This window comes from Pseudomonas izuensis, assembly GCF_009861505.1.
In the GTDB taxonomy this organism is placed as follows: Bacteria; Pseudomonadota; Gammaproteobacteria; order Pseudomonadales; family Pseudomonadaceae; genus Aquipseudomonas; species Aquipseudomonas izuensis.
In genome coordinates this window covers 311,287-335,553 of record NZ_WTFT01000002.1, presented here as the reverse complement: position 1 = coordinate 335,553, position 24,267 = coordinate 311,287, and the positions used below count along the sequence as shown (strand labels likewise).

22 protein-coding genes are annotated in these 24,267 nt (G+C 60.4%); 18 read left to right on the top strand and 4 right to left on the bottom strand.

Features of this window, described 5'->3' with window-relative positions; translation table 11 throughout:
• Positions 1-167 precede the first annotated feature (167 nt).
• The 4 genes from GPL81_RS01715 to rarD all read left to right on the top strand — a co-directional run bounded on the left by GPL81_RS01715 (position 168) and on the right by rarD (position 5,112).
• A complete protein-coding gene (locus GPL81_RS01715; RefSeq protein WP_160104959.1) occupies positions 168-932 on the top strand; it encodes a TOBE domain-containing protein in 765 nt (254 codons plus the stop codon).
• Positions 933-998: 66 nt separating this feature from the next.
• The gene (locus GPL81_RS01710) at positions 999-2,900 is read left to right on the top strand and encodes a PhoX family protein (RefSeq protein WP_160104958.1); all 1,902 of its coding nucleotides are present in this window, start codon (positions 999-1,001) and stop codon (positions 2,898-2,900) included.
• A gap of 177 nt (positions 2,901-3,077) precedes the next feature.
• Positions 3,078-4,052 carry a serine/threonine protein kinase gene (locus GPL81_RS01705; protein WP_096514613.1) on the top strand — a complete coding sequence of 325 codons (975 nt, stop codon included), beginning with the start codon at positions 3,078-3,080 and terminating at the stop codon, positions 4,050-4,052.
• A 172-nt stretch (positions 4,053-4,224) separates the two neighbouring features.
• Positions 4,225-5,112, top strand: coding sequence for an EamA family transporter RarD (gene rarD / locus GPL81_RS01700; RefSeq protein WP_160104957.1), 888 nt, complete (start codon positions 4,225-4,227; stop codon positions 5,110-5,112).
• Positions 5,113-5,328: 216 nt separating this feature from the next.
• On the opposite strand, the gene GPL81_RS01695 is transcribed toward rarD, so the two are convergent.
• Positions 5,329-5,847 (bottom strand): glycine cleavage system transcriptional repressor, encoded by a 519-nt coding sequence (locus tag GPL81_RS01695; protein WP_096514609.1) that lies wholly within the window; start codon positions 5,845-5,847, stop codon positions 5,329-5,331.
• A 521-nt stretch (positions 5,848-6,368) separates the two neighbouring features.
• Here GPL81_RS01695 and GPL81_RS01690 point away from each other — a divergent pair.
• On the top strand, positions 6,369-8,546 hold the full coding sequence (locus tag GPL81_RS01690; protein WP_160104956.1) for a malate synthase G: 2,178 nt from the start codon (positions 6,369-6,371) through the stop codon (positions 8,544-8,546).
• 173 nt (positions 8,547-8,719) lie between these two features.
• Here GPL81_RS01690 and GPL81_RS01685 read toward each other — a convergent pair whose 3' ends face one another.
• Complete coding sequence (locus tag GPL81_RS01685) at positions 8,720-9,166, bottom strand: response regulator (RefSeq protein WP_160104955.1); 447 nt, start codon at positions 9,164-9,166, stop codon at positions 8,720-8,722.
• A 260-nt stretch (positions 9,167-9,426) separates the two neighbouring features.
• Between GPL81_RS01685 and GPL81_RS01680 the strand changes: the two genes are divergently transcribed.
• From GPL81_RS01680 to GPL81_RS01640, 9 genes are all read left to right on the top strand, one after another.
• Positions 9,427-11,361, top strand: a complete 1,935-nt coding sequence (locus GPL81_RS01680) for a putative nucleotidyltransferase substrate binding domain-containing protein (protein ID WP_343038515.1) — start codon at positions 9,427-9,429, stop codon at positions 11,359-11,361.
• A gap of 10 nt (positions 11,362-11,371) precedes the next feature.
• Complete coding sequence (locus tag GPL81_RS01675) at positions 11,372-12,079, top strand: 3'-5' exonuclease (protein ID WP_160104953.1); 708 nt, start codon at positions 11,372-11,374, stop codon at positions 12,077-12,079.
• 219 nt (positions 12,080-12,298) lie between these two features.
• A complete protein-coding gene (locus tag GPL81_RS01670; RefSeq protein WP_160104952.1) occupies positions 12,299-12,817 on the top strand; it encodes an RNA polymerase sigma factor in 519 nt (172 codons plus the stop codon).
• Positions 12,814-13,788, top strand: a complete 975-nt coding sequence (locus GPL81_RS01665; RefSeq protein ID WP_160104951.1) for a FecR domain-containing protein — start codon at positions 12,814-12,816, stop codon at positions 13,786-13,788. Before GPL81_RS01670 ends, GPL81_RS01665 begins: the two co-directional genes overlap by 4 nt.
• A 250-nt stretch (positions 13,789-14,038) precedes the next feature.
• Positions 14,039-16,465 carry a TonB-dependent siderophore receptor gene (locus GPL81_RS01660; RefSeq protein WP_160104950.1) on the top strand — a complete coding sequence of 809 codons (2,427 nt, stop codon included), beginning with the start codon at positions 14,039-14,041 and terminating at the stop codon, positions 16,463-16,465.
• 72 nt (positions 16,466-16,537) lie between these two features.
• Entirely contained in the window at positions 16,538-17,668 is a 1,131-nt protein-coding gene (locus GPL81_RS01655; protein WP_160104949.1) for a PepSY-associated TM helix domain-containing protein, read from the top strand.
• Positions 17,665-17,844: a hypothetical protein gene (locus GPL81_RS01650; RefSeq protein ID WP_160104948.1), complete on the top strand. Its 180-nt coding sequence runs from the start codon at positions 17,665-17,667 to the stop codon at positions 17,842-17,844. The genes GPL81_RS01655 and GPL81_RS01650 overlap by 4 nt, the downstream gene beginning before the upstream one ends.
• A 186-nt stretch (positions 17,845-18,030) precedes the next feature.
• The gene (locus GPL81_RS01645; protein WP_160104947.1) at positions 18,031-18,660 is read left to right on the top strand and encodes a glutathione S-transferase; all 630 of its coding nucleotides are present in this window, start codon (positions 18,031-18,033) and stop codon (positions 18,658-18,660) included.
• A gap of 103 nt (positions 18,661-18,763) precedes the next feature.
• Positions 18,764-19,672 carry an RHS repeat-associated core domain-containing protein gene (locus GPL81_RS01640; RefSeq protein WP_160104946.1) on the top strand — a complete coding sequence of 303 codons (909 nt, stop codon included), beginning with the start codon at positions 18,764-18,766 and terminating at the stop codon, positions 19,670-19,672.
• 33 nt (positions 19,673-19,705) lie between these two features.
• On the opposite strand, the gene rloA2 is transcribed toward GPL81_RS01640, so the two are convergent.
• On the bottom strand, positions 19,706-20,206 hold the full coding sequence (rloA2, locus tag GPL81_RS01635) for a retropepsin-like aspartic peptidase RloA2 (RefSeq protein ID WP_160104945.1): 501 nt from the start codon (positions 20,204-20,206) through the stop codon (positions 19,706-19,708).
• 293 nt (positions 20,207-20,499) lie between these two features.
• On the opposite strand from rloA2, the gene GPL81_RS01630 reads away from it, so the two are divergent.
• On the top strand, positions 20,500-21,387 hold the full coding sequence (locus GPL81_RS01630; RefSeq protein WP_160104944.1) for an acyltransferase: 888 nt from the start codon (positions 20,500-20,502) through the stop codon (positions 21,385-21,387).
• On the opposite strand, the gene GPL81_RS01625 is transcribed toward GPL81_RS01630, so the two are convergent.
• A complete protein-coding gene (locus GPL81_RS01625) occupies positions 21,388-21,942 on the bottom strand; it encodes a DUF2780 domain-containing protein (RefSeq protein ID WP_160104943.1) in 555 nt (184 codons plus the stop codon).
• A gap of 308 nt (positions 21,943-22,250) precedes the next feature.
• Between GPL81_RS01625 and GPL81_RS01620 the strand changes: the two genes are divergently transcribed.
• From GPL81_RS01620 to GPL81_RS01610, 3 genes are read left to right on the top strand one after another with little or no spacing between them, the layout of a single operon-like run.
• Positions 22,251-22,844, top strand: a complete 594-nt coding sequence (locus tag GPL81_RS01620; protein WP_160104942.1) for a fasciclin domain-containing protein — start codon at positions 22,251-22,253, stop codon at positions 22,842-22,844.
• A 55-nt stretch (positions 22,845-22,899) separates the two neighbouring features.
• Positions 22,900-23,523 (top strand): sigma-70 family RNA polymerase sigma factor, encoded by a 624-nt coding sequence (locus GPL81_RS01615; RefSeq protein ID WP_160104941.1) that lies wholly within the window; start codon positions 22,900-22,902, stop codon positions 23,521-23,523.
• A complete protein-coding gene (locus tag GPL81_RS01610) occupies positions 23,520-24,194 on the top strand; it encodes an anti-sigma factor (protein WP_160104940.1) in 675 nt (224 codons plus the stop codon). The genes GPL81_RS01615 and GPL81_RS01610 overlap by 4 nt, the downstream gene beginning before the upstream one ends.
• Positions 24,195-24,267 lie beyond the last annotated feature (73 nt).

Here is a 24,267-nt window from a genome sequence, read left to right as displayed (position 1 = left end):
CCTGCTCGCGATGATCTCAAATGCGCCAAACTAACCCTGACAGTAAGCGTCATCGTTAACGACCATCGCGAGCAGGCTCGCTCCTACAAAGGATTGTGGCTTGACTTGACTCCTGGGCCTCCAGCAGCCAACGTCCTCACCATCGTCACAGCCCGAAGCGTCCTGCCATGTCCTTGCCTACGCTGTTGTCCCAGCACATTGTCCGCCGTCCACAACGAATCGCACTGCTGCAACACATTGCCGAACAGGGCTCGATCACCCGCGCGGCGAAAAGCGCTGGCCTGAGCTACAAAGCGGCCTGGGACGCCATCGATGAACTCAACAACCTCGCGCAGAAGCCGCTGGTGGAACGCAGCGTCGGTGGCAAGGGCGGTGGCGGAGCCAGGCTGTCCAGCGAAGGCGAACGGGTGTTGCGCTTGTATCAAAAGCTGCAAGCCTTGCAGGCCCAGGTGCTGGAAGCCGCCGAGGAGGCCAGCGACCTCGACCTGCTCAGCCGCCTGATGCTTCGGACCAGCGCGCGCAATCAGTTGCACGGCAAGATCGCGGCCATCGAAACCCAGGGCCACAACGACCGGATTCGCCTGGAACTGGCCGAAGGCCTGAGCATCGATGCGCAAATCACCCACGACAGCACCCTGCGCCTGGAGCTGCAACCCGGCACCGAAGTGGTGGCCCTGATCAAGGCCGGTTGGCTGGAGGTGTTGGGCGCCGGGGACAGCGCAACACCTGGTTACAGTTGCCTCAAAGGCACTGTCGAAGAAGTGCTCGATGCGCAAGGCGGTCCCAGCGAAGTACGCATCGGCCTGCCCAATGGCCAGACACTCTGCGCCCTGGCCGAGCCCGCACATCTGCAATCCCGAGGATTGAGCGTCGGAAAACCGGTGAGCGTGCAGTTTTCGCCGTCCAACGTACTGCTCGGCACGCCGCTGTAAACGCGCTGCAACAAAACCTTCATCACCCATCATTAAGGTGACTGCAAAAACCGCAGGGAGCCTGATATGAGCCTTTTGGAAGAAAACCAAACCACCGACCTCGAACAGATGGTCGGCCTCAGCCGCCGTGGTTTCATCAGCGCCGGTGCCCTATGTGGCGCCGCGATGTTCCTGGGTGGCAATCTGTTGAGCCGCAGCGTGCTGGCCGCCAGTGTCAGCGCCGGCACCAGCCAGTTGCTGAGTTTCGACAGCATTCCCGCCGCCACCGCCGACAGCATCAGCCTGCCGCCCGGCTATAAATCTTCGGTGTTGATCAGCTGGGGCCAGCCCCTGCACAAAGACGGTCCGGCATTCGACCCAAGCGGCAATGGCAGCGCCGAGCATCAAGAGGTGCAGTTCGGCGACCACAACGACGGCATGAGCCTGTTCGCCTTTCCCGACAACCCCAACCGGGCGCTGATGGCAATCAACAACGAGTACACCAATTACCGCTACCTCTACCCCCATGGCGGCATGCCGCAGTCGGCCGAAGAGGTGCGCAAGGCTCTGGCCGCCGAAGGCGTGACGGTCATCGAAGTGCAGCGCAACAATGGTCAATGGCAATTCGTCCAGGGTTCGCGCTACAACCGGCGCATCCATGGTAATTCGCCGATCAGCCTGAGTGGCCCGGCTGCCGGTCACGAGCTACTGAAAACCAGTGCCGATCCGCACGGCAAGGCGGTCCTGGGCACCTTCCAGAATTGCGCCAATGGCAAGACCCCGTGGGGCACCTATCTGACCTGCGAAGAGAACTTCACCGACTGCTTCGGCAGCAGCAATGCCGAGCAGAAGTTCGACGCCGCACAGAAACGCTATGGCGCGGTGGCGGCCAGCAAGGAGATCAACTGGCATCCACACGATGCGCGCTTCGACCTGGCGAAAAACCCCAACGAACTCAACCGTCACGGATGGATCGTGGAGATCGACCCCTTCGATCCACAATCCACCCCGGTCAAGCGCACCGCGCTGGGTCGCTTCAAACATGAAAACGCCGCACTGGCTGAAACCGGTGACGGTCATGCCGTGGTGTACATGGGCGACGATGAGCGCGGCGAGTTCATCTACAAGTTCGTCAGCCGCGACAAGATCAACCACAAAAACCCCAAGGCCAATCGTGACCTGCTGGACCACGGCACCTTGTACGTGGCGCGTTTCGACGCCGGCGACGGCAACGCCGATCACCCCAAGGGCCAGGGCGAATGGGTCGAACTGACCCACGGCAAAAACGGCATCGATGCCAGCAGCGGTTTCGCCGACCAGGCTGAAGTGCTGATTCACGCGCGCCTGGCGGCCAGCGTGGTGAAGGCCACGCGCATGGATCGCCCGGAATGGATCGTGGTCAGCCCTAAGGACGGCCAGGTTTACTGCACGCTGACCAACAACGCCAAACGCGGCGAAGACGGGCAACCGGTGGGCGGGCCGAATCCGCGGGAGAAAAACGTCTACGGGCAAATCCTGCGCTGGCGCACTGACCGTGACGATCACGCCTCGAACACTTTTGCCTGGGACCTGTTCGTGGTCGCCGGCAACCCGCAAGTGCATACCGGCACCCCGAAAAGCGGTTCGTCGAACATTACGCCGCAGAACATGTTCAACAGCCCCGATGGCCTGGGCTTCGACAACGCCGGTCGCTTGTGGATTCTCACCGACGGCGATGTCAGCAATACCGGTGATTTTGCCGGCATGGGCAACAACCAAATGCTCTGCGCCGACCCGGTGACCGGCGAAATTCGCCGCTTCATGGTCGGGCCGATCGGCTGCGAAGTGACGGGCATCAGCTTCTCGCCAGATCAGAAGACCTTGTTTGTCGGTATTCAGCATCCGGGCGAAAACGGTGGCTCGACCTTCCCCGAGCACTTGCCCAACGGCAAGCCGCGGTCGTCGGTGATGGTCATTACCCGTGAAGACGGCGGGATCGTCGGCGCCTGATCCGGCCCCATCGCGAGCAAGCATTACTCCCACAAGGAAGCATATTTGACCTGTGGGAGCAAAGCTTGCTCCCGATGACGCCAATGCAGACACCTCACCTCTCAACCCCCTAAAGCAGCCCCGTCTGCGCTACCATGCCTGGCCGGACGCAGCAGCCTGCTGCGCGCAGGAGTCAGCATGGCCCACCCGTTTGAAACCCTCACCCCAGACCTCGTGCTCGATGCCGTCGAAAGCATCGGCTTCTTGAGCGATGCCCGTGTCCTGGCGCTCAACAGTTACGAGAACCGTGTCTATCAAGTCGGCATCGAAGACTCCGAGCCGCTGATCGCCAAGTTTTACCGCCCGCAGCGCTGGACCAACGAAGCGATTCTGGAAGAACACCAGTTCACCTTCGAGCTCACTGAGGTCGAAGTGCCGGTGGTTGCGCCGATGATCCACAACGGTGAAACCCTGCACGAACACAACGGCTTCCGTTTCACCCTGTTCCCCCGTCGCGGCGGCCGCGCGCCGGAGCCTGGCAACCTCGATCAGCTGTATCGCCTGGGGCAACTGCTCGGTCGCCTGCATGCGGTCGGTGCAACCAAACCGTTCGAGCACCGCGAAGCCCTGGCGGTAAAAAACTTCGGCCATGACTCGCTGGCGACCCTGCTCGAAGGCAATTTCATCCCCCGCAGTTTGCTGCCGGCCTACGAGTCCGTCGCCCGCGACCTGCTCAAGCGGGTCCAAGAGGTCTACGACGCAACGCCGCACCAGAACATCCGCATGCACGGCGATTGCCACCCCGGCAACATGATGTGCCGCGACGAGATGTTCCACATCGTCGACCTCGACGACTGCCGCATGGGCCCGGCGGTGCAGGACATCTGGATGATGCTGGCCGGTGACCGCCAGGAATGCCTGGGGCAGTTGTCGGAACTGATGGACGGCTACAACGAGTTCCACGACTTCGATCCACGGGAACTGGCGCTGATCGAACCGCTGCGCGCCCTGCGCCTGATGCACTACAGCGCCTGGCTCGCCCGCCGCTGGGACGACCCGGCGTTCCCGCGCAGCTTTCCGTGGTTCGGCACCGAACGCTATTGGGGCGATCAGGTATTGGCGTTGCGTGAACAGTTGGCGGCGCTGAACGAAGAGCCCCTCAAACTCTTCTAATCACCGCAATACCTGTAGGAGCAAGGCTTGCCCGCGATGGAGTCCTTGAGATCGCCATCGCGGCGGTGCGGCGATCCGACAAGCCTTGCTCCCACAAAAAAAGCGACACAGCACTTCACATAAAATCTCCTTACAATCCCTTCTTTGTTAGCTGCCTAAGCAAGGATTCTGCATGCAAGCCGCCAACCCGCGTCGCGGGTACATTCTGGGCCTGAGCGCCTACATCATCTGGGGACTGTTCCCGCTCTATTTCAAAGCCATCGCCAACGTGCCCGCCGTGGAGATCATCATCCACCGCGTGCTGTGGTCGGCGCTGTTCGGTGCCTTGTTGCTGATGGTCTGGAAGCATCCTGGCTGGTGGCGTGAGCTGCGAGAAAATCCGCGGCGGCTAGCGATCCTGGCCTTGAGCGGCACGCTGATCGCAGCCAACTGGCTGACCTATGTGTGGTCGGTGAATAACGGGCGCATGCTCGAAGCCAGTCTCGGCTACTACATCAACCCGCTGGTGAACGTGCTGCTGGGCATGTTGATCCTCGGCGAACGGCTACGGCGCATGCAATGGATTGCCGTGGGCCTGGCAACCATCGGTGTGGCGCAACAGGTGTGGCAGGTCGGTAGTTTGCCGTGGGTGTCGCTGGTATTGGCACTGACCTTCGGCTTCTACGGGCTGATTCGCAAGCAGGCTCCGGTCAAGGCACTGCCGGGCCTGGTGGTGGAAACCTGGATGCTGGTGCCGATAGCCGTCGCCTGGTTGCTGCTCAACCCGACCGCCAGTAGCGCCCAGGCCGAGTTCTGGACCACGTCCGAAGCCTGGTGGCTGGTGGCTGCCGGACCAGTGACGCTGGTGCCGTTGGTGTGCTTCAACGCTGCCGCCCGGCATTTGCCCTACACCACCCTGGGTTTTCTCCAGTACCTGGCACCGACGCTGGTCTTGCTGCAGGCCGTGTTGTTGTTTGGTGAGCATTTGTCGTCAAGCACGTTAGTGGCATTCATCTTTATCTGGGCCGGTCTGGCGGTTTACAGCGTCGATGCGTGGATAAGTCTGCGCCGTCGCAGCTGATCAAAAAACGCACAAAACCCTGCAGGCCACGGCTGACGTGGTCCGCAGAGTTCCTTCCCAAGGTTATCCACAGCGTGATCCCCGGCGTTTGTGCGCAAGTCACTGAATGCTGGCGGTTTTTTGATCAAACCTCGCCAAGCCACGGCGGATGTGGCCTGGCGGGCTGTCTCTACAGGTTATCCACAGGCAGGTGCACGTTTAACTTGGATAACCCGATCAGGGTTCGCTGCGCAGCACCAACTCCACCATCAGGTCATCGGCCAGGGTTTCCAGGCGTGATTGCAGCACCTCCAGTGACAGCGTCAACGGCACCGCGAGAATCGCTTCGGCGTGAAACAGCGGCTCGCTGCTCATCGGCGCCGGACGCACTTCCGTTACCAGGCGTTCCAGGTTGACCCCCTGCTCACTCAGCAATCGGGTGATATCGCGCACGATCCCCGGCCGGTCATTGCCCACCAACTCCATGGCAATCGGTTTCCAGGTGCACGATTGCTCGATGCTGCTTTCGGCAATCAACACGCGAATGCCCTGGCTGGATAACCCTTTCAGGGCGTCGACCAGCGCATCGTAGGCTTCGGCCGGTACACCCACCCGAAGAATCCCGGCGAATTGCCCGGCCATGCGCGACATGCGGCTTTCCAGCCAGTTGCCGCCATGCTCGGCAATGCATTGGGCAATGCGCTCGACCTGCCCTGGCTTGTCCGGAGCGAAAACAGTGAGTACGAGGTGGTCCATGGCGCAGCCCTCTGGTCATGACTTTTGTTATGGAAAACCAAGTATAGGCAAGGGAAGTTTCTGCGGTGAATCAGTTCCTACAAGGATTGCGCAGGCCTTGTAGGAGCTGGCTTGCCAGCGAATGAAGGCACCGCCAATCCGTGGGCGAACAACAAATCGTGTACAACTTCTTATATTTAGCTGGAACAATCTCATAGTTTTTTGAGAACATCCCGATCCCCGGCGTGACTGCAATGCGTCATGGGGTCGCAGAACGACGTTAATAGTCTAATTTTCACAAGCGCAATTCATCATGTAGTATGCCGCAGCGCGCACTACATAACGTTGGATCGATGTCTGCCACCGGCGCAGTCGCATCCCTGAAAGCCCCGTCAGCAAGGCCTCAAAGCCGTTGATTGGTCCCAACCCAGCCGTCAGAAATGGCATGCACTGGTCGCAGGGTTTGTGGTTTAAATGCCAGAGGCTTCATTGTTAAATTGAAGAGCTGAAAAGCGAAATAGCTGAGCAGAGTGAGGCAAGCAATGACTGAACACGTTCAAGTCGGTGGCCTGCAGGTCGCCAAAGTCCTGTTCGACTTCGTGAACAACGAAGCCATTCCCGGAACCGGCCTCACCGCCGATCAGTTCTGGGCCGGTGCCGACAAGGTCATTCATGACCTGGCCCCGAAGAACAAAGCCCTACTCGCCAAACGCGATGATTTCCAGGCTCGTATTGATTCCTGGCACCAGGAACGCGCCGGTCAGGCGCACGACGCCGTGGCTTATAAAGCCTTCCTGCAAGACATCGGATATCTGCTGCCAGAAGCGGCGGATTTCCAGGCGACGACGCAAAACGTCGATGAAGAAATCGCCCGCATGGCCGGTCCACAACTGGTGGTACCCGTAATGAACGCCCGCTTCGCCCTCAATGCTTCGAACGCCCGCTGGGGTTCGCTGTATGACGCGTTGTACGGCACCGACGCCATCAGCGAAGCCGATGGTGCGGAAAAAGGCAAAGGCTACAACAAGGTTCGCGGCGACAAGGTCATCGCCTTCGCCCGCGCCTTCCTCGACGAAGCGGCGCCTTTGGCAGCCGGCTCCCACGTCGACTCCACCCGCTACTCCATCGTCGGCGGCAAACTGGTCGTCGCCCTCAAAGGCGGCAGCAACACCGGTCTGCGCAACGACGCGCAACTGATCGGCTTCCAGGGCGACGTGGCGGCACCGACCGCGATCCTGCTGAAAAACAACGGCCTGCATTTCGAAATCCAGATCGATGCCAGCACCCCGGTCGGCCAGACCGACGCAGCCGGCGTCAAAGACATCCTGATGGAAGCCGCGCTGACCACCATCATGGACTGCGAAGACTCCGTCGCCGCCGTCGATGCCGATGACAAAGTGGTGATCTACCGCAACTGGCTCGGCCTGATGAAGGGCGATCTGTCGGAAGAAGTCGCCAAGGGCGGCAAGACATTCACCCGCACCATGAACGCCGACCGCACCTACACCGCCATCGATGGCAGCGAATTGAGCCTGCACGGCCGCTCGTTGTTGTTCGTGCGCAACGTTGGTCACCTGATGACCATCGACGCGATCCTCGACAAGGACGGCAACGAAGTACCGGAAGGCATTCTCGACGGTCTGGTGACTTGCCTGGCGGCCTTGCACAACCTCAATGGCAACACGTCGCGCAAAAACACGCGCACCGGCTCGATCTACATCGTGAAGCCGAAGATGCACGGCCCTGAAGAAGCCGCGTTCACCAACGAGCTGTTCGGGCGCATCGAAGAGGTGCTGGGCCTGCCGCGCAACACCCTCAAAGTCGGGATCATGGACGAGGAACGCCGCACCACGATCAACCTCAAGGCCTGCATCAAGGCGGCGAGCGAGCGTGTAGTATTCATCAACACCGGTTTCCTCGACCGTACGGGCGATGAAATCCACACCTCCATGGAAGCCGGCCCAATGGTGCGCAAGGCGGACATGAAGGCGGAAAAATGGATCGGCGCCTACGAGAACTCCAACGTCGATATCGGTTTGAGCACCGGCCTGCAAGGCCGTGCGCAGATCGGCAAGGGCATGTGGGCTATGCCTGACCTGATGGCGGCGATGCTGGAACAGAAAATCGCTCACCCGATGGCCGGCGCCAACACGGCCTGGGTCCCTTCGCCAACCGCCGCTGCGCTGCACGCGTTGCACTACCACAAGGTTGACGTGTTCGCCCGTCAGGCCGAACTGGCCAAACGTGCCCACGCGTCGGTGGACGATATCCTGACCATTCCGTTGGCGGTGAACCCGCAGTGGACTGCCGAGCAGATCAAGAACGAACTGGACAACAATGCCCAGGGCATCCTGGGTTATGTCGTGCGCTGGATCGACCAGGGCGTCGGCTGTTCGAAAGTGCCGGACATCAACGACGTCGGCCTGATGGAAGACCGTGCCACGCTGCGTATTTCCAGCCAGCACATCGCCAACTGGCTGCGTCATGGCATCGTCACTGAAGATCAGGTGATGGAAAGCCTCAAGCGCATGGCGCCTGTAGTTGACCGCCAGAATGCCAACGATCCGCTCTATCGCCCGCTGGCACCGAACTTCGACAACAACATTGCCTTCCAGGCAGCGGTCGAACTGGTGATCGAAGGCACCAAACAGCCGAACGGCTACACCGAGCCGGTTCTGCACCGTCGTCGTCGCGAGTTCAAGGCTGCCAATGGCCTGTAAGTAAGCGCTGATGTCGGACACGAAAAAGCCCTGATCGAAAGATCAGGGCTTTTTTTGTTCGCGTGTCTCGACCTGTAGGAGCCGGCTTGCTGGCGAAGGCGGCGCATCAATCAACACTGATGACGCCTGATACACCGCTATCGCCAGCAAGCCGGCTCCTACAGGTCAACCCCTTAAGGATCCATGCCAAGCTCATGCTTGACCAACCCCAGCAACTTGCCGCTATCGATAGGCTTGAGCAGGAAATCGACCACACTCAAATGCATCGCGGCAATGGCGTCTTTTACGTCGGCGTCGCCGGAAACGATGATGAACGGCATCGCCGCCCGCACCGATTCGCGCACCTGACGAATCAGATCCAGGCCATCGACATGCCCCATGCGCAGATCGGTAATCACCAGGCCGATCGAGGGTTTTTCTTCCAGCATCTTGAGTGCGGTTTCGCCGCTGGCCGCCGTCATGCAATGAATACCGTCCAGCGCCAGAATTTCTGACAGCAACTCTCGGGCGTCCTTGTCGTCGTCAACGATCAGCACCCGTTGCGGCGGCAGGTCGGGTTCCAGCATGACGGCACTGAGCGCCTCGCGCTCGGCGTCACTCAAAATATCGTGGTCGGACATGGCGCTCTCTACATGTTCAGTACAATTCCCTAGCACAGTGGTGAGACATCGCTAAGCAGAGCTTCAATGTGCACTTCGTCGGATACTTTTCCAATAGCAGGATAGAGCGATTTTTCTCTCAATTGCGTAGGGTTTTTCCGACATTCCATCACACTGATTGCCTACCTAGACTTACGTCCAATGGGCACCCTGACCGCAGGGGTCGACCATGGGTGAGTCATCCGACAACAACAACTCCAAAAAAGACTGCGGTAATGGTTATGAGTAAAGCGGACGCCTTCACACAGGCAGGGAAAACCGCGGTGTTGCAGAACATCCAGGGCACGTTGCAATTCCTTCAGCGCTTCCCGCCCTTCAACCAGATGGAACACGCTCACCTGGCGTACCTGGTCGAGCAATGCCAGCTGCGTTTTTATGCCCCCGGCGAGAGCATCATCAAGCCCGCCGATGGCCCGGTTGAGCACTTTTACATCGTCAAGCAGGGTCGGGTGGTGGGCGAGCGTCCGCATTCGGCCAAGGGTGGCACCGAAACCACGTTCGAAATCACCACCGGCGAATGCTTCCCTCTCGCCGCGCTGCTGGGCGAGCGTGCAACTCGCACCGAACACCTGGCCGCCGAAGACACCTTTTGCCTACAACTGAATAAGTTGGCGTTCATCAAGTTATTCGCCATTTCCCACACCTTCCGTGATTTTGCCCTACGCGGCGTGAGCAGCCTGCTGGATCAGGTCAACCAGCAGGTCCAGCAAAAAGCGGTGGAGACCCTCGGCACCCAGTACTCGCTCAATACGCGCCTGGGTGAATTGGCCATGCGCCATCCGGTGACGTGCAACCCGGCCATGCCACTGCGCGAGGCCGTGACCCTGATGCATGAGCAGCAGGTCGGCAGCATTGTGGTGGTCGATGAACATAAAGCGCCGCTAGGGATTTTTACCCTGCGCGATTTGCGCCAGGTGGTGGCCAATGGCACCGGTGATTTCAATGAAGCCATCGCACGGCACATGACCCAGGCGCCGTTTTACCTGAGCCCGGACCACAGTGCTTTCGATGCGGCGATCGCCATGACCGAGCGGCATATCGCCCACGTCTGCCTGGTCAAGGATCAGCGTTTGTGCGGCGTGGTGTCCGAGCGGGATCTGTTTTCCCTGCAACGGGTCGATCTGGTGCATTTGGCCCGCACCATCCGCAGCGCCCAGCGCGTGGAAAACCTGGTGGCGCTGCGTGGCGAGATCGGCCAACTGGTGGAACGCATGCTGGCCCACGGCGCGTCTTCAACTCAGATCACCCATATCATCACCCTGCTCAACGACCACACCGTGTGCCGGGTGATCGAACTGACCCTGGCCGAGAAAGGCGACCCCGGCGTGCCGTTCAGTTGGTTGTGTTTCGGCAGCGAAGGTCGCCGTGAACAGACGCTACACACCGATCAGGACAACGGCATTCTGTTCGAAGCCCGGGACGCGGCCCATGCAGCCGAGATTCGCGGCAAGCTGCTGCCCATCGCTCACCAGATCAACCACAGCCTGGCGCTGTGCGGCTTCACGCTCTGCAAGGGCAATATCATGGCCGGCAACCCCGAGCTGTGCCTGTCCCGGGTCGAATGGGCACGGCGCTTTGCCGCGTTTATTCGCGAGGCCACGCCGGAGAACTTGCTGGGCTCGAGCATCTATTTCGATTTGCGCGTGGTCTGGGGCAGCGAACAGGGCTGCGAACAGTTGCGCCGCGGGATTCTCGACCAAGTGGGCGACAATCGCCTGTTCCAGCGCATGATGGCCGAGAACGCGTTGCGTAATCGTCCGCCGGTAGGACGTTTCCGCGAGTTCGTGCTGGCGCGCAAGAATGGCGAAAAAGCCACCCTGGACCTGAAGATTCAGGGCCTGACACCCTTTGTCGACGGCGCCCGCTTGCTGGCCCTGGCCCATGGCATCGAGGCCAACAATACGCTGGAGCGTTTCCGCCAACTGGTGGATAAAGAGGTCATCGAGCCGCTGGATGGCGCGGCGTACGAAGAGGCGTATCACTTCATCCAGCAAACCCGCATGCAACAACATCAGCTACAGACCCGCGAGAACCTGCCCTACTCCAACCGGGTCGATCCGGACAGCCTCAATCATCTGGACCGGCGAATCCTGCGCGAGTCCCTGCGCCAGGCACAGCGCCTGCAAAGCAGCCTGGCCCTGCGGTATCAACTATGAGCTACCAGCTATGAGCCTGTTTTCATGGCTACGCCCGGCCACCCTGAGCCTGTCCGCTGAACTGCAAGAACGTCTGCAACGCTTGCCGGCGGCCACCGCGCTGAGTGAATGCAGCCTGCGCGAACAACGCTGGGTGGTAGTCGATCTGGAAACCACCGGGCTGAACCTACATAAGGACCGGGTGCTGTCGATCGGCGCGGTGGTGATCGAGGACGGTGCGATCGATTTCCGTCAGCAGTTCGAACGCACCCTGCAATGTGCCGAACTCAAACTCGGCCCCAGTGTTCTGATTCACGGCCTGGGGCCCAGCGCGATTGCCGCCGGCAGTGACCCGGCGCAGGCGCTGCTCGAGTTCATGGAGTTCGTCGGCGACAGCCCACTGCTGGCCTTTCATGCGCCGTTCGACCAGCACATGCTTGGGCGCGCATTGAAAGACCATCTGGGCTACAAGTTGCAGCATGCCTTTCTGGACGTGGCGGACATCGCACCGTTGCTGTGCCCGCAGGCCAATATCCGCGAGGCGGGACTGGACGAGTGGATCGACTGGTTCAAGCTGCAAGTCTTCGAGCGCCACAACGCCAGTGCCGACGCCCTGGCCACCGCCGAACTGGCACTGATCCTGTTCAGCCGCGCGCGGCAGCAGCAGGTGCATAGCCCGTTGAATTTGCAGCAGCGATTGAATCAATGGAAGCGGCGGCAGCATACGCCGTCCTTCTGAATCTCCATCGCCTGTACTGGCCTCATCGCGGGCAAGCCTTGCTCCCACAGGGATAGAGCAAAACCCTGTGGGAGCAAGGCTTGCCCGCGATGAACGATTACACGGTCCATTTGAATACCCACAAACCACCCGACCAGCGCCAATTGCTTTACCGCCCCTGCCTCTGCCACAATCGCGAACAATTCTCGTTAGTTAAAATCTCCCAATCGGTGATGCTGCGTGTCGTCAATCCCAAGCCCTCAAAGTGAGCTCGTCGGTGCGTTGTATCGCGACCATCGCAGTTGGCTACTGGCCTGGCTTCGTCGCAATGTCGCTTGCCCGCAGCGGGCCGAAGACCTGAGCCAGGACACTTTCGTACGTTTGCTGGGTCGTGAAGAACTGAAGGAACCGCGTGAACCACGGGCGTTTCTGGTGGCGATTGCCAAGGGCCTGCTGTTTGACTATTTCCGTCGCGCCGCGCTGGAACAGGCTTACCTCACCGAACTGATGCTGATTCCCGAAGCCGAGCAACCGTCGGTGGAGGAGCAGCAAATGATCCTCGAAGACCTGAAAAACATCGATCGCCTGCTCGGCACACTGTCGAGCAAGGCCCGGGCGGCGTTTCTCTACAACCGGCTCGATGGCCTTGGCCATGCAGACATCGCCGAACGCCTCGGCGTGTCGGTCCCGCGCGTGCGCCAGTACCTGGCCCAGGGCATCCGTCAGTGCTACATCGCGCTGTACGGTGAGCCGACATGAACCCGATCAGTTCCAAACCGGTGTCGACGCAAGTACTGGATGCGGCGATTGCCTGGCAATTGTCCCTGGACTCCGGTAACCCGGTGGAGCGCGAAGAGTTCGCCAGATGGCACGCCGCCCACGAAGAACACGCGCGGGCCTGGCGCCAGTTGGGCATGCTCGACCAGCGCTTCAGTGTCGCCAGCGGCCCGGCCCGCACTGCCCTGCTGCAATCGCGTGAAGGCATTCGCCGCCGGGTGCGCAAGCTCGGCAGCGGCCTGGCCAGTGTCGTCGCGGTGATTGGCCTGGCGCTGTTTGCCGCTGAGCGTTACCTGCCGGTCGACTATTGGCTGGCCGACCAGCGCACCGCCACCGGCGAACAACGCGCCATTCGCCTGGCCGACGGCACGCTGATCAACCTCAACACCCACAGTGCCGTGGACGTGCGCTTCGATGAGAAGCAGCGGCTGATCGTCCTGCAGGAAGGGGAAATCCTCGTCGAGACCGGTCATGGCGACGCCCGGCCGTTTATCGTCGAAACCCGAGAAGGCAGCATGCGCGCATTGGGTACCCGGTTCCTGGTCAAGCGCGAAGAACAAGGCACGCGCCTGAGCGTATTGCAGTCGGCGGTGGCCGCCCATCCGCAATCGAGCCCTGACGAACAGATCCTGCGCGAAGGCCAGCAAGTGCTGATCAGCAACGATGGCCTGGGACCGATTGTGGCGCTCAACCAGGGCGCCGATGCCTGGACCCGCGGCATGCTGGTGGTGGACAACGCGCGCCTGGAAGATCTGGTCCGTGAAATCGGTCGCTATCGCCGTGGGCACCTGGGTGTTGCGCCGGAAGTGGCCGACCTGCGGATCACCGGCAGCTTCCCGCTCAAAGACACCAACCTGGCCTTGAGTGCCCTGCTGCCGACCCTGCCGGTGCAGATCGAACAGCACACGCCGTGGTGGGTGACGGTGGCGGCGAAGACCGAGGTCAAGCCCTGATTCGGTAGTGTCTGGACTGACGCCATCGCGGGCAAGTCGGGTCGCCGCATCGCTTGCTCCCACAGGATGTTGGGTCGTGCACACAATGACTGGTCAATACAAAATCTGTGGGAGCAAGGCTTGCCCGCGATGGGGCCATCAGCCTTATTAAAAATACTGAATCGAAATTATTTTCATCCACCCCTATCACTTTTTGATTCTCGTCCGGCACACAGGCAATTGAGAAGTATTCCCTTTCAGGAGCCGCTGTATGTCCCGTTCGCTAAACACCTTGTTGCGCCCCAGTTTGCTGGCGGTTGCCATAGCCTTTTGCACCCCTTTGGCCAGCAGCCAACTGATCGCCGCTGAACAGGCATCCAGCGTTCGTGCATACAACCTGCCCGCCGCGCCTTTGGCCAGCACCCTGAACCAGATCGCCAGTCAGGCCGGCCTGGCGCTGTCGCTGAACCCTTCCCTGGCTGCGGGCAAGACGTCCGCCCCGGTCAAAGGCCAGTTCGATGCGCCCGGCGCCCTGCGCGAAGCCTTGCGCGGCACCGGTCTGCAGCTGGAACAGAGCGGCAGCACCTACACCCTGGTGGCCGTGCCCGAGGGCGTTATGGCCCTGCCGGCGACCAGCGTGATCGGCGTGGAAAGCACTGAAAGCGCCTGGGGCCCGGTGGAAGGTTATGTGGCCAAGCGCACCGCCGCCGGCACCAAGACCGACACGGCGCTGGTCGAAGTACCCCGCTCGATTTCGGTCGCGACCCGCGAGCAGATGGACGACCGCAGTGTGCACAACCTCGACGACGCCGTGCGCTACATGCCCGGCATCACCGCCAGCAGCTTCGGCAGCGACACCCGTGCCGACTGGTTGCGCGTGCGCGGCTTTGAACCGACCCAGTTCCTCGATGGCCTGCCACTGCCAAAAGGCGTGTACGCCAACCCGAAACAGGAAACCTGGAACCTGGACCGCCTCGCCCTGCTGCGCGGCCCCGCCTCGTCGGTCTACGGCCAGACCCCTCCGGGCGGCCTGCTGGACATGGTCAGCCGCCGTCCCAGTGCTGAATCGAGCAATGAAATCCAGCTCCAATACGGCAGCGACAATTACCGCCAGATCAACTTCGCCAGCACCGGCAAGATCGACGAGGACGGTCAATTCCTCTATGGCGTGAGCGGCGTGGTACGCGACAGCGACACCCAGATCGACCACATCGACAATAAACGCTACAACATTGCACCCAGCCTGACCTGGAACATCGACGAAGACACCCGGTTCACCCTGCTGACGCAGTTCACTCGCGACGATACCGGCATCACCAGCCAGTTCCTGCCGATCCAGGGCACCCGTATCCATTCGCCACTGGGTGAAATTTCCCACCACAAAAACCTGGGCGACCCGGACTGGGAATTCTACGACCGCACTTACTACGCCCTGGGTTACGCCTTCGAGCACCGCTTGAACGATGTCTGGCAGTTCCGGCAGAACCTGCGTTACACCAAAACGGACCTGTCCTTCCAGGCCCTCACGCCCGGCGCCTATCCGTTCACCCAGGTCGACGCCAATGGCAACGTTGGCCGCACGAGCACCAGTGTCGACGAGGACATCAGCCAGTTCGCCGTGGACAACAACTTCCAGGGCGACTTCGCCACCGGCGACATCCTGCACACCCTGTTGATCGGCCTCGATCACCAGCGCAACAACACTAACTTCACGTCGATCTTCGGTGATGGCCTGACCACCAACGTACTCAACCCGATTTACGGACAGCCGATCGTTCGTCCGCCACGCTCCTCGGCGTTCTATGACTACGATCAGAAAACCCATCAGACCGGCCTGTACGTCCAGGACCAGATGGCCCTCGACCAATGGCGCCTGACCCTGGGTGGCCGCGAGGACTGGGTGCACACCGGCACCAAGTTCTTCAACCACGCCGACGCCACCAACACTGAGCGCGACAAGAACTTCAGCGGTAACGCCGCCATCAGCTATGTGTTCGACAACGGTGTCGTGCCTTATCTGTCCTACGCCGAGTCGTTCCAGCCAACCAGCAATGCCACGGCCTCGCCGACCGACTCGTTCAAGCCGACCGAAGGCAAACAGTGGGAACTGGGCATCAAGTACCAGCCACCTGGCAGCAATACCTTGCTGACTGCGGCGGTGTACGACCTGACCCAGAAAAACGTTTCCGTCACCACCACCAACGCCGACGGCGTCTCGATCACCAGCCAGACCGGTGAAGTGAAAGTCAAAGGCCTGGAGCTGGAAGCGGTGTCCGACGTGAACGAAAACCTCAAGCTCATCGCGGCTTACACCCTGGCCAAATCCGAAGTCCAGGATGGCACCTTCAAAGGCAATCGCTTGCAACTGATGCCAAACCAACTGGCCTCGGTGTGGGCTGATTACACCTGGCACAACGGCGTGTTGGACGGTTTCGGCCTCGGCGCCGGCGCCCGTTATACCGGCAACACCTACGGCGACCAAGCCAACACCGAGCTGGGCAAGGCAAACGCCTACACCGTGTTCGATGCGGCGGTCCATTACGACCTCGGTCGCCTGGACAACAGCCTCAAAGGCGCCTCGCTGGCGCTGAACGCGACCAACGTGTTCGACAAGGACTACATCTCGACTTGCGACAGTTTCTACTGCTACTACGGCGACCAACGCAGTGTCGTCGCCAGTGCCACTTACAAGTGGTAACGGCTTGATCTGACACGCCCGGTACCCAGGCCGTCCTTCGAGGACGGCTTTGGTATTTCTGGAGGCTTTATATTGAAAAGCAAAACCATTCGCCGCTGGTCCTTCGTCCACACCTGGACCAGCCTGATCTGCACGGTTTTCCTGCTGCTGCTGGCGGTGACCGGCCTGCCGTTGATCTTCCACCACGAGATCGACCATCTGCTGGGCGATGCGCCTGATGTGAAGGACATGCCGGCGGACACTCCGCGCCTGAATTTGCAGCAGTTGGTGGCGGCAGCCGAGAAACATCGCCCGGGCGAAGTCCTGCAGTATTTCGGCTTCGAGGACGACGAGCCCAATGCCGTGCTGATCATCATGGCGGCGACCGCCGGCACCGAGCCGAACTCGTCCCACACCTTCATGCTCGACGCCCGTACCGGCGAAGCGCTGGAGATGCCCTCGGCCAATGGCGGCTTCATGATGGTCATGCTGCGCTTGCACGTGGACATGTTCGCCGAACTGCCGGGCAAGTTGTGGTTGGCGTTCATGGGTGTGCTGTTTGTCGTCGCGATTATCTCCGGCACCGTGTTGTACCTGCCGTTCATGCGCCGCTTGAATTTCGCCACCGTGCGCCAGGACAAATCCACCCGCCTGCGCTGGCTCGACCTGCACAACCTGATAGGCGTGGTGACGTTGACCTGGGCCTTGGTGGTCGGCGTGACCGGCGTCATCAGTGCCTGCGCCGACCTGCTGATCGCCGCGTGGCGCAACGACAGCCTCAGCGCCATGGTCGCGCCCTACCGCGACGTGCCGCCGCTGACGCATCTGGCACCGGCCACGCGTTTGCTCGACATCGCCCGGGACGTTGCGCCGGACATGCAACCCGACTTCATCGCCTTTCCCGGTACCCGTTTTTCCAGTGAGCATCACTATGCGGTGTTCATGAAAGGCAGCACGCACCTGACGTCACACCTGCTGACGCCGGTGCTGATCGACGCCAGCACCCTGCAAGTCACCGCCGTGGCCGAGCGCCCGTGGTACATGGACGCCATGGGCATGTCGCAGCCACTGCATTTCGGTGACTACGGCGGCATGCCAATGAAAATCCTCTGGGCCACCCTGGATGTGCTGACCATCATCGTGCTCGGCAGTGGCGTTTACCTGTGGGTGGTGCGGCGCAAGGCGGCGAGACCCGTGCTGGAAAAAGCGGAGAGCGTGGCATGAAACCACGACAATCGAACTTCTGGAAGGTCTTCGGCACGCCCACCGTCATCGCCCTGTTTACTGCAGCCGGACTGTTCGCCGCGCTGCTCGGCGATGGCATTTGGGACGCCCTGAGCTGGCTCGGCCTGGGCATCCCCGCCGTCCTCGCCCTGCGCGGCCTCCTGCAACGCCACTGATCCCTGCAGGAGCGAGCCTGCTCGCGATGCACCTGAGAGCGCCTCGGGGTGTCAGGACTCCAGCGTCATCGTTGGCGACCATCGCGAGCAGGCTCGCTCCTACAAGAGTCTGCATTCGTTGGGATATTGAGCAATCGCCTCAACACGCTATGCTGCCTCGACTCCGCCACCGATCGAGACGCTGCCATGTCCGCCCCGAGCATGACCCTGTACCACAATTCCCTCTCTCCCTTCGTCCGCAAGGTCATGGTGCTGCTGCACGAAACCGGTCAACAGGACCGCGTGGCCCTGCAGAATTGCGTGCTCACGCCGGTCGACCCGGACAAGGCGCTGATCGACGACAACCCCCTGAGCAAAATCCCCGCCCTGCGCCTGGCCGACGGCCACGTCATCCACGACAGCCGGGTGATCCTCGACTACCTCGACCACCAGCACGTCGGCAACCCGCTGATCCCCCGCGAAGGCTCCGCCCGCTGGCGGCGCATGACACTGGCGTCAATGGCCGACGGCATCATGGATGCCGCCGTACTGGTGCGCTACGAAGTCGCCCTGCGTGCCCCGGAAAAACACTGGGACGCCTGGCTCGACGGCCAACGCGACAAAATCCGCCGCACCCTGGCGCTGCTGGAAAAAGACGCGATTGCCGAACTGACCAGCCATTTCGATGTGGCGGCGATCAGTGTCGCGTGTGCGTTGGGGTATCTGGATCTGCGCCATCCGGACCTGGACTGGCGTGAGGCGAATCCGCAGTTGGCGGCGTGGTATTTCGAGGTGAGTCAGCGGCCTTCGATGATTGCGACGATGCCGAAAATTTGAAATCTGCAAGTGCACAGGACTAGCAGTTCTGATAGTAGGCAATAGCTGAGAAATCTCCGATGCTAAGTCACCCACCTCATGGACTTTGTTCGGAGTTCAGCTAATGCCTACGCATTCAAGCAAAACTATTCTGTTGGCAACCGATCTGCAGAACTCGGTGTTGAATGCCCTTGTTGCGAGTCAACCTCATCCTATCGTCTATACACCCTATGGTCATTGCCCTCGGGGAAGTGACTTGCTTAACCTGCTTGGGTTTAACGGCGAACTGCCGGATCCGATGACGGGGCATTATCACTTGGGGAGAGGGTATCGGCAGTTCAATCCAGTGTTGATGCGGTTCAACAGTCCGGATAGTTGTAGTCCGTTTGGGGAGGGGGGTTTGAATATCTATGCGTATTGCGGGGGGGATCCCAGAAATCGCAGCGATCCGACAGGGCACGTATTTGGGCTGAACACTGCGCTAAAGAGCACTGGAATGGGGATATCCAAACAGTCGAAAGTCATCTCCAAATCAGCATCTATTAGCAAACATGGCAGACGGGCAGCCAATGCTTCTTCCACATCAATAGAAGCTGTGACACCAGCATCTGGAAGCTCAACTACCGCGTCATCCGCGACGAAAATCGCCGAAATCAATAATGCAGTCGCAAGAATTAATACCAACGAACCAATCGCTGAAATCATCGGAAACTATACTAACCGAGTAAATACTCCTGATATGACCATAAGTGCCAACCACTATGGTGATGCGTTGAAGAACTATCCGTTCATCCCTCTACGTCAAAATCAGAATGTTTTTGTGCCTGATGTCGGGACGCCTCGATGGACGAATGCTGGTCAGCTAGATGTCCATCACTTCGACGTATCGATATCCCTCTTCAGGAATGTGGCAGCCTTTCGCAATCAAAAAATTCCTGGAGATGGTCGCAGATTGTCCATTCTCGCTGACGTACAAGAAATCAGACGGGCCAACTACATCCGGACGCATACAGGTATCAACCTACTTCGTTAGCATCTGCAAGTCTCAACAATCAACAATCAACAATCAACAATCCGGCTTATCCGCCGTAAACCTTCTCGCCGGATTCACCGCCGCCCCAAACTCACGCAACGCCTTGGCCCCAATCAACAACGGATAGTTGAAGCTGCTGCGATCCGTCAGGTTCACCTCAACCGTGCGCTTGACGTTACCCAGGCACAATTCCAGATCAACCACCGGCCGCTTGGTGGGCGCTGCTGCTTCATCCTCGTCCTCTTCGGACCGCGTCTTGATCTTGCTGATCCGCGCGATCTTGTGCTCATACACCTTGTTGCTCGCGTCCTTGGTGGCGAGGCGGAAACGTACCCAGTCTTCGCCATCGCGGGTGAAGGTTTCGATGTCCTTGGCTGACAGCGACGCGGTCAGGGCGCCGGTGTCCATCTTGGCCTTGAGCACTTCGCCGCCGATTTCCGGCAGGGCGATGTATTCGTAGCGTCCGTACAGGGTGGGCTCGGCGGCAAGGACCGGCAGGGCGAGGAGGGACAGCAGGGCGAGGAGGGATTTCACTTGATCGTTGTCCTTGAGAGATGGGCAGCGGGATTTTAGACAGTCAGGCAGCTATTCGTTCGTTCTTGGGACCGAATCGCGGGCAAGCCCGCTCCCACAGGGTTCCGGGGCGCACACAAAACTTGTGGGAGCGGGCTTGCCCGCGATGAGGCCTGTACAGTCACCCGAGCATCTGCACATGGCATCTTCACTCCAGCCTACCGCCACAAACGTGAAACATTCGTCACCCCCGATTTGGCCTGCCGCCCGAAGCCACTTATCATGGCGCGCCCAAACGTTTCCAAGAGTTACCCATGCGCCGCCTGTTCACCGGCTGTTTCGTCACCCTGCTACTGTTGCTCAACACCCTGGTCCTGTTCGGGCCGTTGATGGTGTTTGCCCTGCTCAAACTGGTCCTGCCGGGCCATTTTCGTGATTACGCCTCATGGGCGGTGATGTGGATCGCCGAGACCTGGGCCGAGATCGACAAGTTGATCTTCCGCCTGTGCATTCCCACCCAATGGGACATTCGTGGCGGTGACGATCTTCGCGGCGACACTTCGTATCTGGTGATCAGCAACCATCAATCCTGGGTCGACATCCCGGCGCTGATCCAGACGCTGAACCGGCGCACGCCGTTTTTCAAATTCTTCCTGAAAAAAGAGCTGATCTGGGTGCCGTTTCTGGGCCTGGCGTGGTGGGCGCTGGATTACCCGTTCATGAAGCGCTACACCAAGGCGTTTCTGGCGAAAAACCCGGAGCTGGCCGGCAAGGATCTGGAGATCACCAAACAAGCCTGCGAGCTGTTCAAGCGCCAGCCCGTGACCGTGGTCAATTACCTGGAAGGCACGCGCTACACCCGCGCCAAGAGCACCCAGCAACAATCGCCATTCACCCACCTGCTCAAACCCAAGGCGGGCGGCGTGGCGTTCGTGCTGGCGGCGATGGGCGAGCAGCTGGATGCAATTCTCGACGTAACGGTCGTGTACCCGCAGCAAAAGATTCCGGGTTTTTGGGACTTGATCAGCGGCAACGTGCCGAGGGTCATCATCGACATCAAGACCCGCGAACTCGACCCGGCGCTGTGGCAGGGCGATTACGAAAACGATCCGCTGTTTCGTGAAACGGTCCAGAACTGGGTCAACCAGCTCTGGACCGAGAAGGACTTGCGCATCGACGCCTTGCGCGCCGAAAGTCGCTGATCAGCTGCCGGTTCCGGCACCCCAGATCCCGCCCAGGCTTTGCAGCAGCGGACCCGCGACGCCCTGCTGACCAAGGTATTGCAGGATCACCGGGGTGAACAGGCCGATCATGCCGCTGTCCATGCCCAGCGTGGTGAAGGCATTGTTCAGGTCATTGGTGCTCTTGACGTTGCCCAAGGCGTTATCCAGCCCCGCAGCCTTGCCGCTCGCCCCGAGCAAACCGGCGAGCGCGCCCAGTTCACCACCACCCGAGAGAATGTCGATCCCGGGCACGCTTTTCGCCAGTTCCGAGTAGTCGGTCGAACTCAATTGATTCTTCGCCAAACCGAGCATCGCCCCCGCGCCGCCGATGGCTTGTTCCGGCGTCACGTTCAATTGGCTCAAAGCGCCCAGCAAGTCTGCGGTCTCTGATGTCGGTGCAGCTTGCGTGGCTGCGTTGCCGCCGTTCATCCCGGAAATGGCATTGGCCGCATCGCCCAGGCTGAACTGGGCAAAAACCGGGCTGGCCGCCAGAGTCATGAGCGATGCCAGTGCAAAACCGCGTGAAATCTTCATCCAGACATCCTCAATGAAAACCGCCCGAGAATGGGCGGCGAAAAACTGTGCGTTTGACTGATAAGCCCCAACATTGTTCCCAACCTCCCTGTAGGAGCGAGCCTGCTCGCGATGGTCGTCAACGATAACGCGTACTACCTGAATCAACGTGTTGCCCTTGCGTCTATCGCGAGCAGGCTCGCTCCTGCAAAGGTCAGGGGATCAGGTACAAAAATAATTCTCCGACGCTGCATCCAGTCCGCCCCCACGCCCGTATATCAAGCACGGACAGACATTCCTGGCCGATTCTCCACAAAAGGATCATCACCATGAAACGCACTTCGATCAAAACGCCGTTCATTGCCACCCTGCTGACCTTGGCCCTTGGCGGCGCATTCGCCCTGAACACTTTGCAAGCGGCAACCATGAGCCACGACAACGTGACAGTCGGTGGCCAAGCCATGCTGCCGAGCAAAGACATCGTCGATAACGCGGTGAACTCCGCCGACCACACCACCCTGGTCGCCGCCGTGAAAGCCGCCGGTCTGGTCGATACCCTGAAAGGCAAAGGCCCATTCACCGTGTTCGCACCGGTCAACTCAGCCTTCACCGCCCTCCCCGCCGGCACTGTCGATACCCTGCTCAAACCGGAAAACAAGGCCACCCTGAGCAAAATCCTCACCTACCACGTGGTCGCCGGCAAACTCGACATGGCGACCCTGGCCGAGAAGATCAAGGCCGGTGGCGGTAAAACCGAGCTCACCACCGTTGCTGGCGGCAAACTGTGGGCAATGATGAACGGCCCGCACAACATCACCATCAAGGATGAAAAAGGTGACGTCGCCGACATCACCACTTATGACGTGTACCAGTCCAATGGCGTGATACAGGTCATCGACAAAGTGCTGATGCCGAAAAGCTGAGCCCTGCCGCCGACCTCGTGCCTCGGGGTCGGCGGGTTTGCCGAGGTGTCCGCCCGTGAATGGAACAACTGCACGCCGTGAACTAACCTCAGCCCTCACACAACCCACCTCGTGTGCCTGGAAAACCGTGACCCTCATCGCCGACGCCGATCAGCTCAGGCAACTCCTGGCCCAGTGCTCACTGGGCGACCGCCGCGCTTTCGAGACGCTCTACCGCAGTGTCGGTCCACGGCTGCACGGTGTAGCCCTGCGCTTCATGGCGCGTCCGGACCTGGCGGAAGAAGTGCTGCAGGAAAGTTTCGTGCGCATCTGGAACAACGCCTCGCGCTATGAGGCGCACCTGTCGGCGCCGTTGACCTGGATGATCAACATCACCCGAAATCAAGCCATCGACCAGTTGCGCAAGCATCGCGACAGGCCGTTGGGCGAACTCGAAGAACAGGCGCTGGTGGATGAAAGTCCCTCGGCCGACGAACAGTTGAACAGCGCCCGCGAAGCCAGCGCCTTGAACCGCTGCCTGGACAGCCTCGAAGGCATGCAACGCCAATCGATCACCGTCGCGTACTTTCAGGGATTGTCGTGCGCCGAACTGGCGGAACACCTGGCGGCGCCACTGGGCTCGGTGAAGTCGTGGATCCGCCGTGGCATGGAGCGCCTGCGCAGGTGCCTTGAATCATGAACTACCAAACCCCGACCCTGCGCCGCGCCCTCGCCGCCGACTACGCCATCGGCCTGATGCCCCCGACCGCGCGTCGACGTTTCGAACAGTTGCTGCGGGAGGATGCGGCGCTGCGTGTGGAACTGGCCCAGTGGCAAGAAAGCCTCATAAGCCTGACCGACGCACTACCCGAGCAGCCTGTGCCGGATCGGGTCTGGCAAGGCATAACGGCGCGGATCGAGCCGCAAGAACTGCATCTACCGCAGAAGCGCCCGTTCTGGAATTGGCTGCGAGTGGCTGCGGCAGTTTGTTCACTGGTGATCGCCGTGACCCTGGGCGTGATCTACAACCGCGACGACGCCCGCTACAACGCCACACTCGTCAGCGCCGACGCCCAGCCCGCGCTGAGGATTCGGGCTCACGAGAACTACCTGCAAGTCGAACCGCTGACACTCGCGGCGATCGATCCGGGACGCAGTCTGGAGCTTTGGGCGATTCCGGCGGATGGCAAACCGGTTTCCCTCGGCGTGATTCCGGTGGGGGGCAAAGGCAAGGTAGAGCTCAATGACGCGCAGAAAACGCTGATTGGCAAACCGATTGCGCTGGCGGTCAGCCTTGAACCCAAGGGGGGGTCGCCGACCGGACAACCGACGGGGCCGGTGCTGTATCAAGGGGCGTTGGCGGCGCTGTGACACTATCAGTTCTGCTAGTAGGCAGCTTTGGTTGATTGCGCCAGAGTAAACCCTGAATCGACTGAGGTTTCGG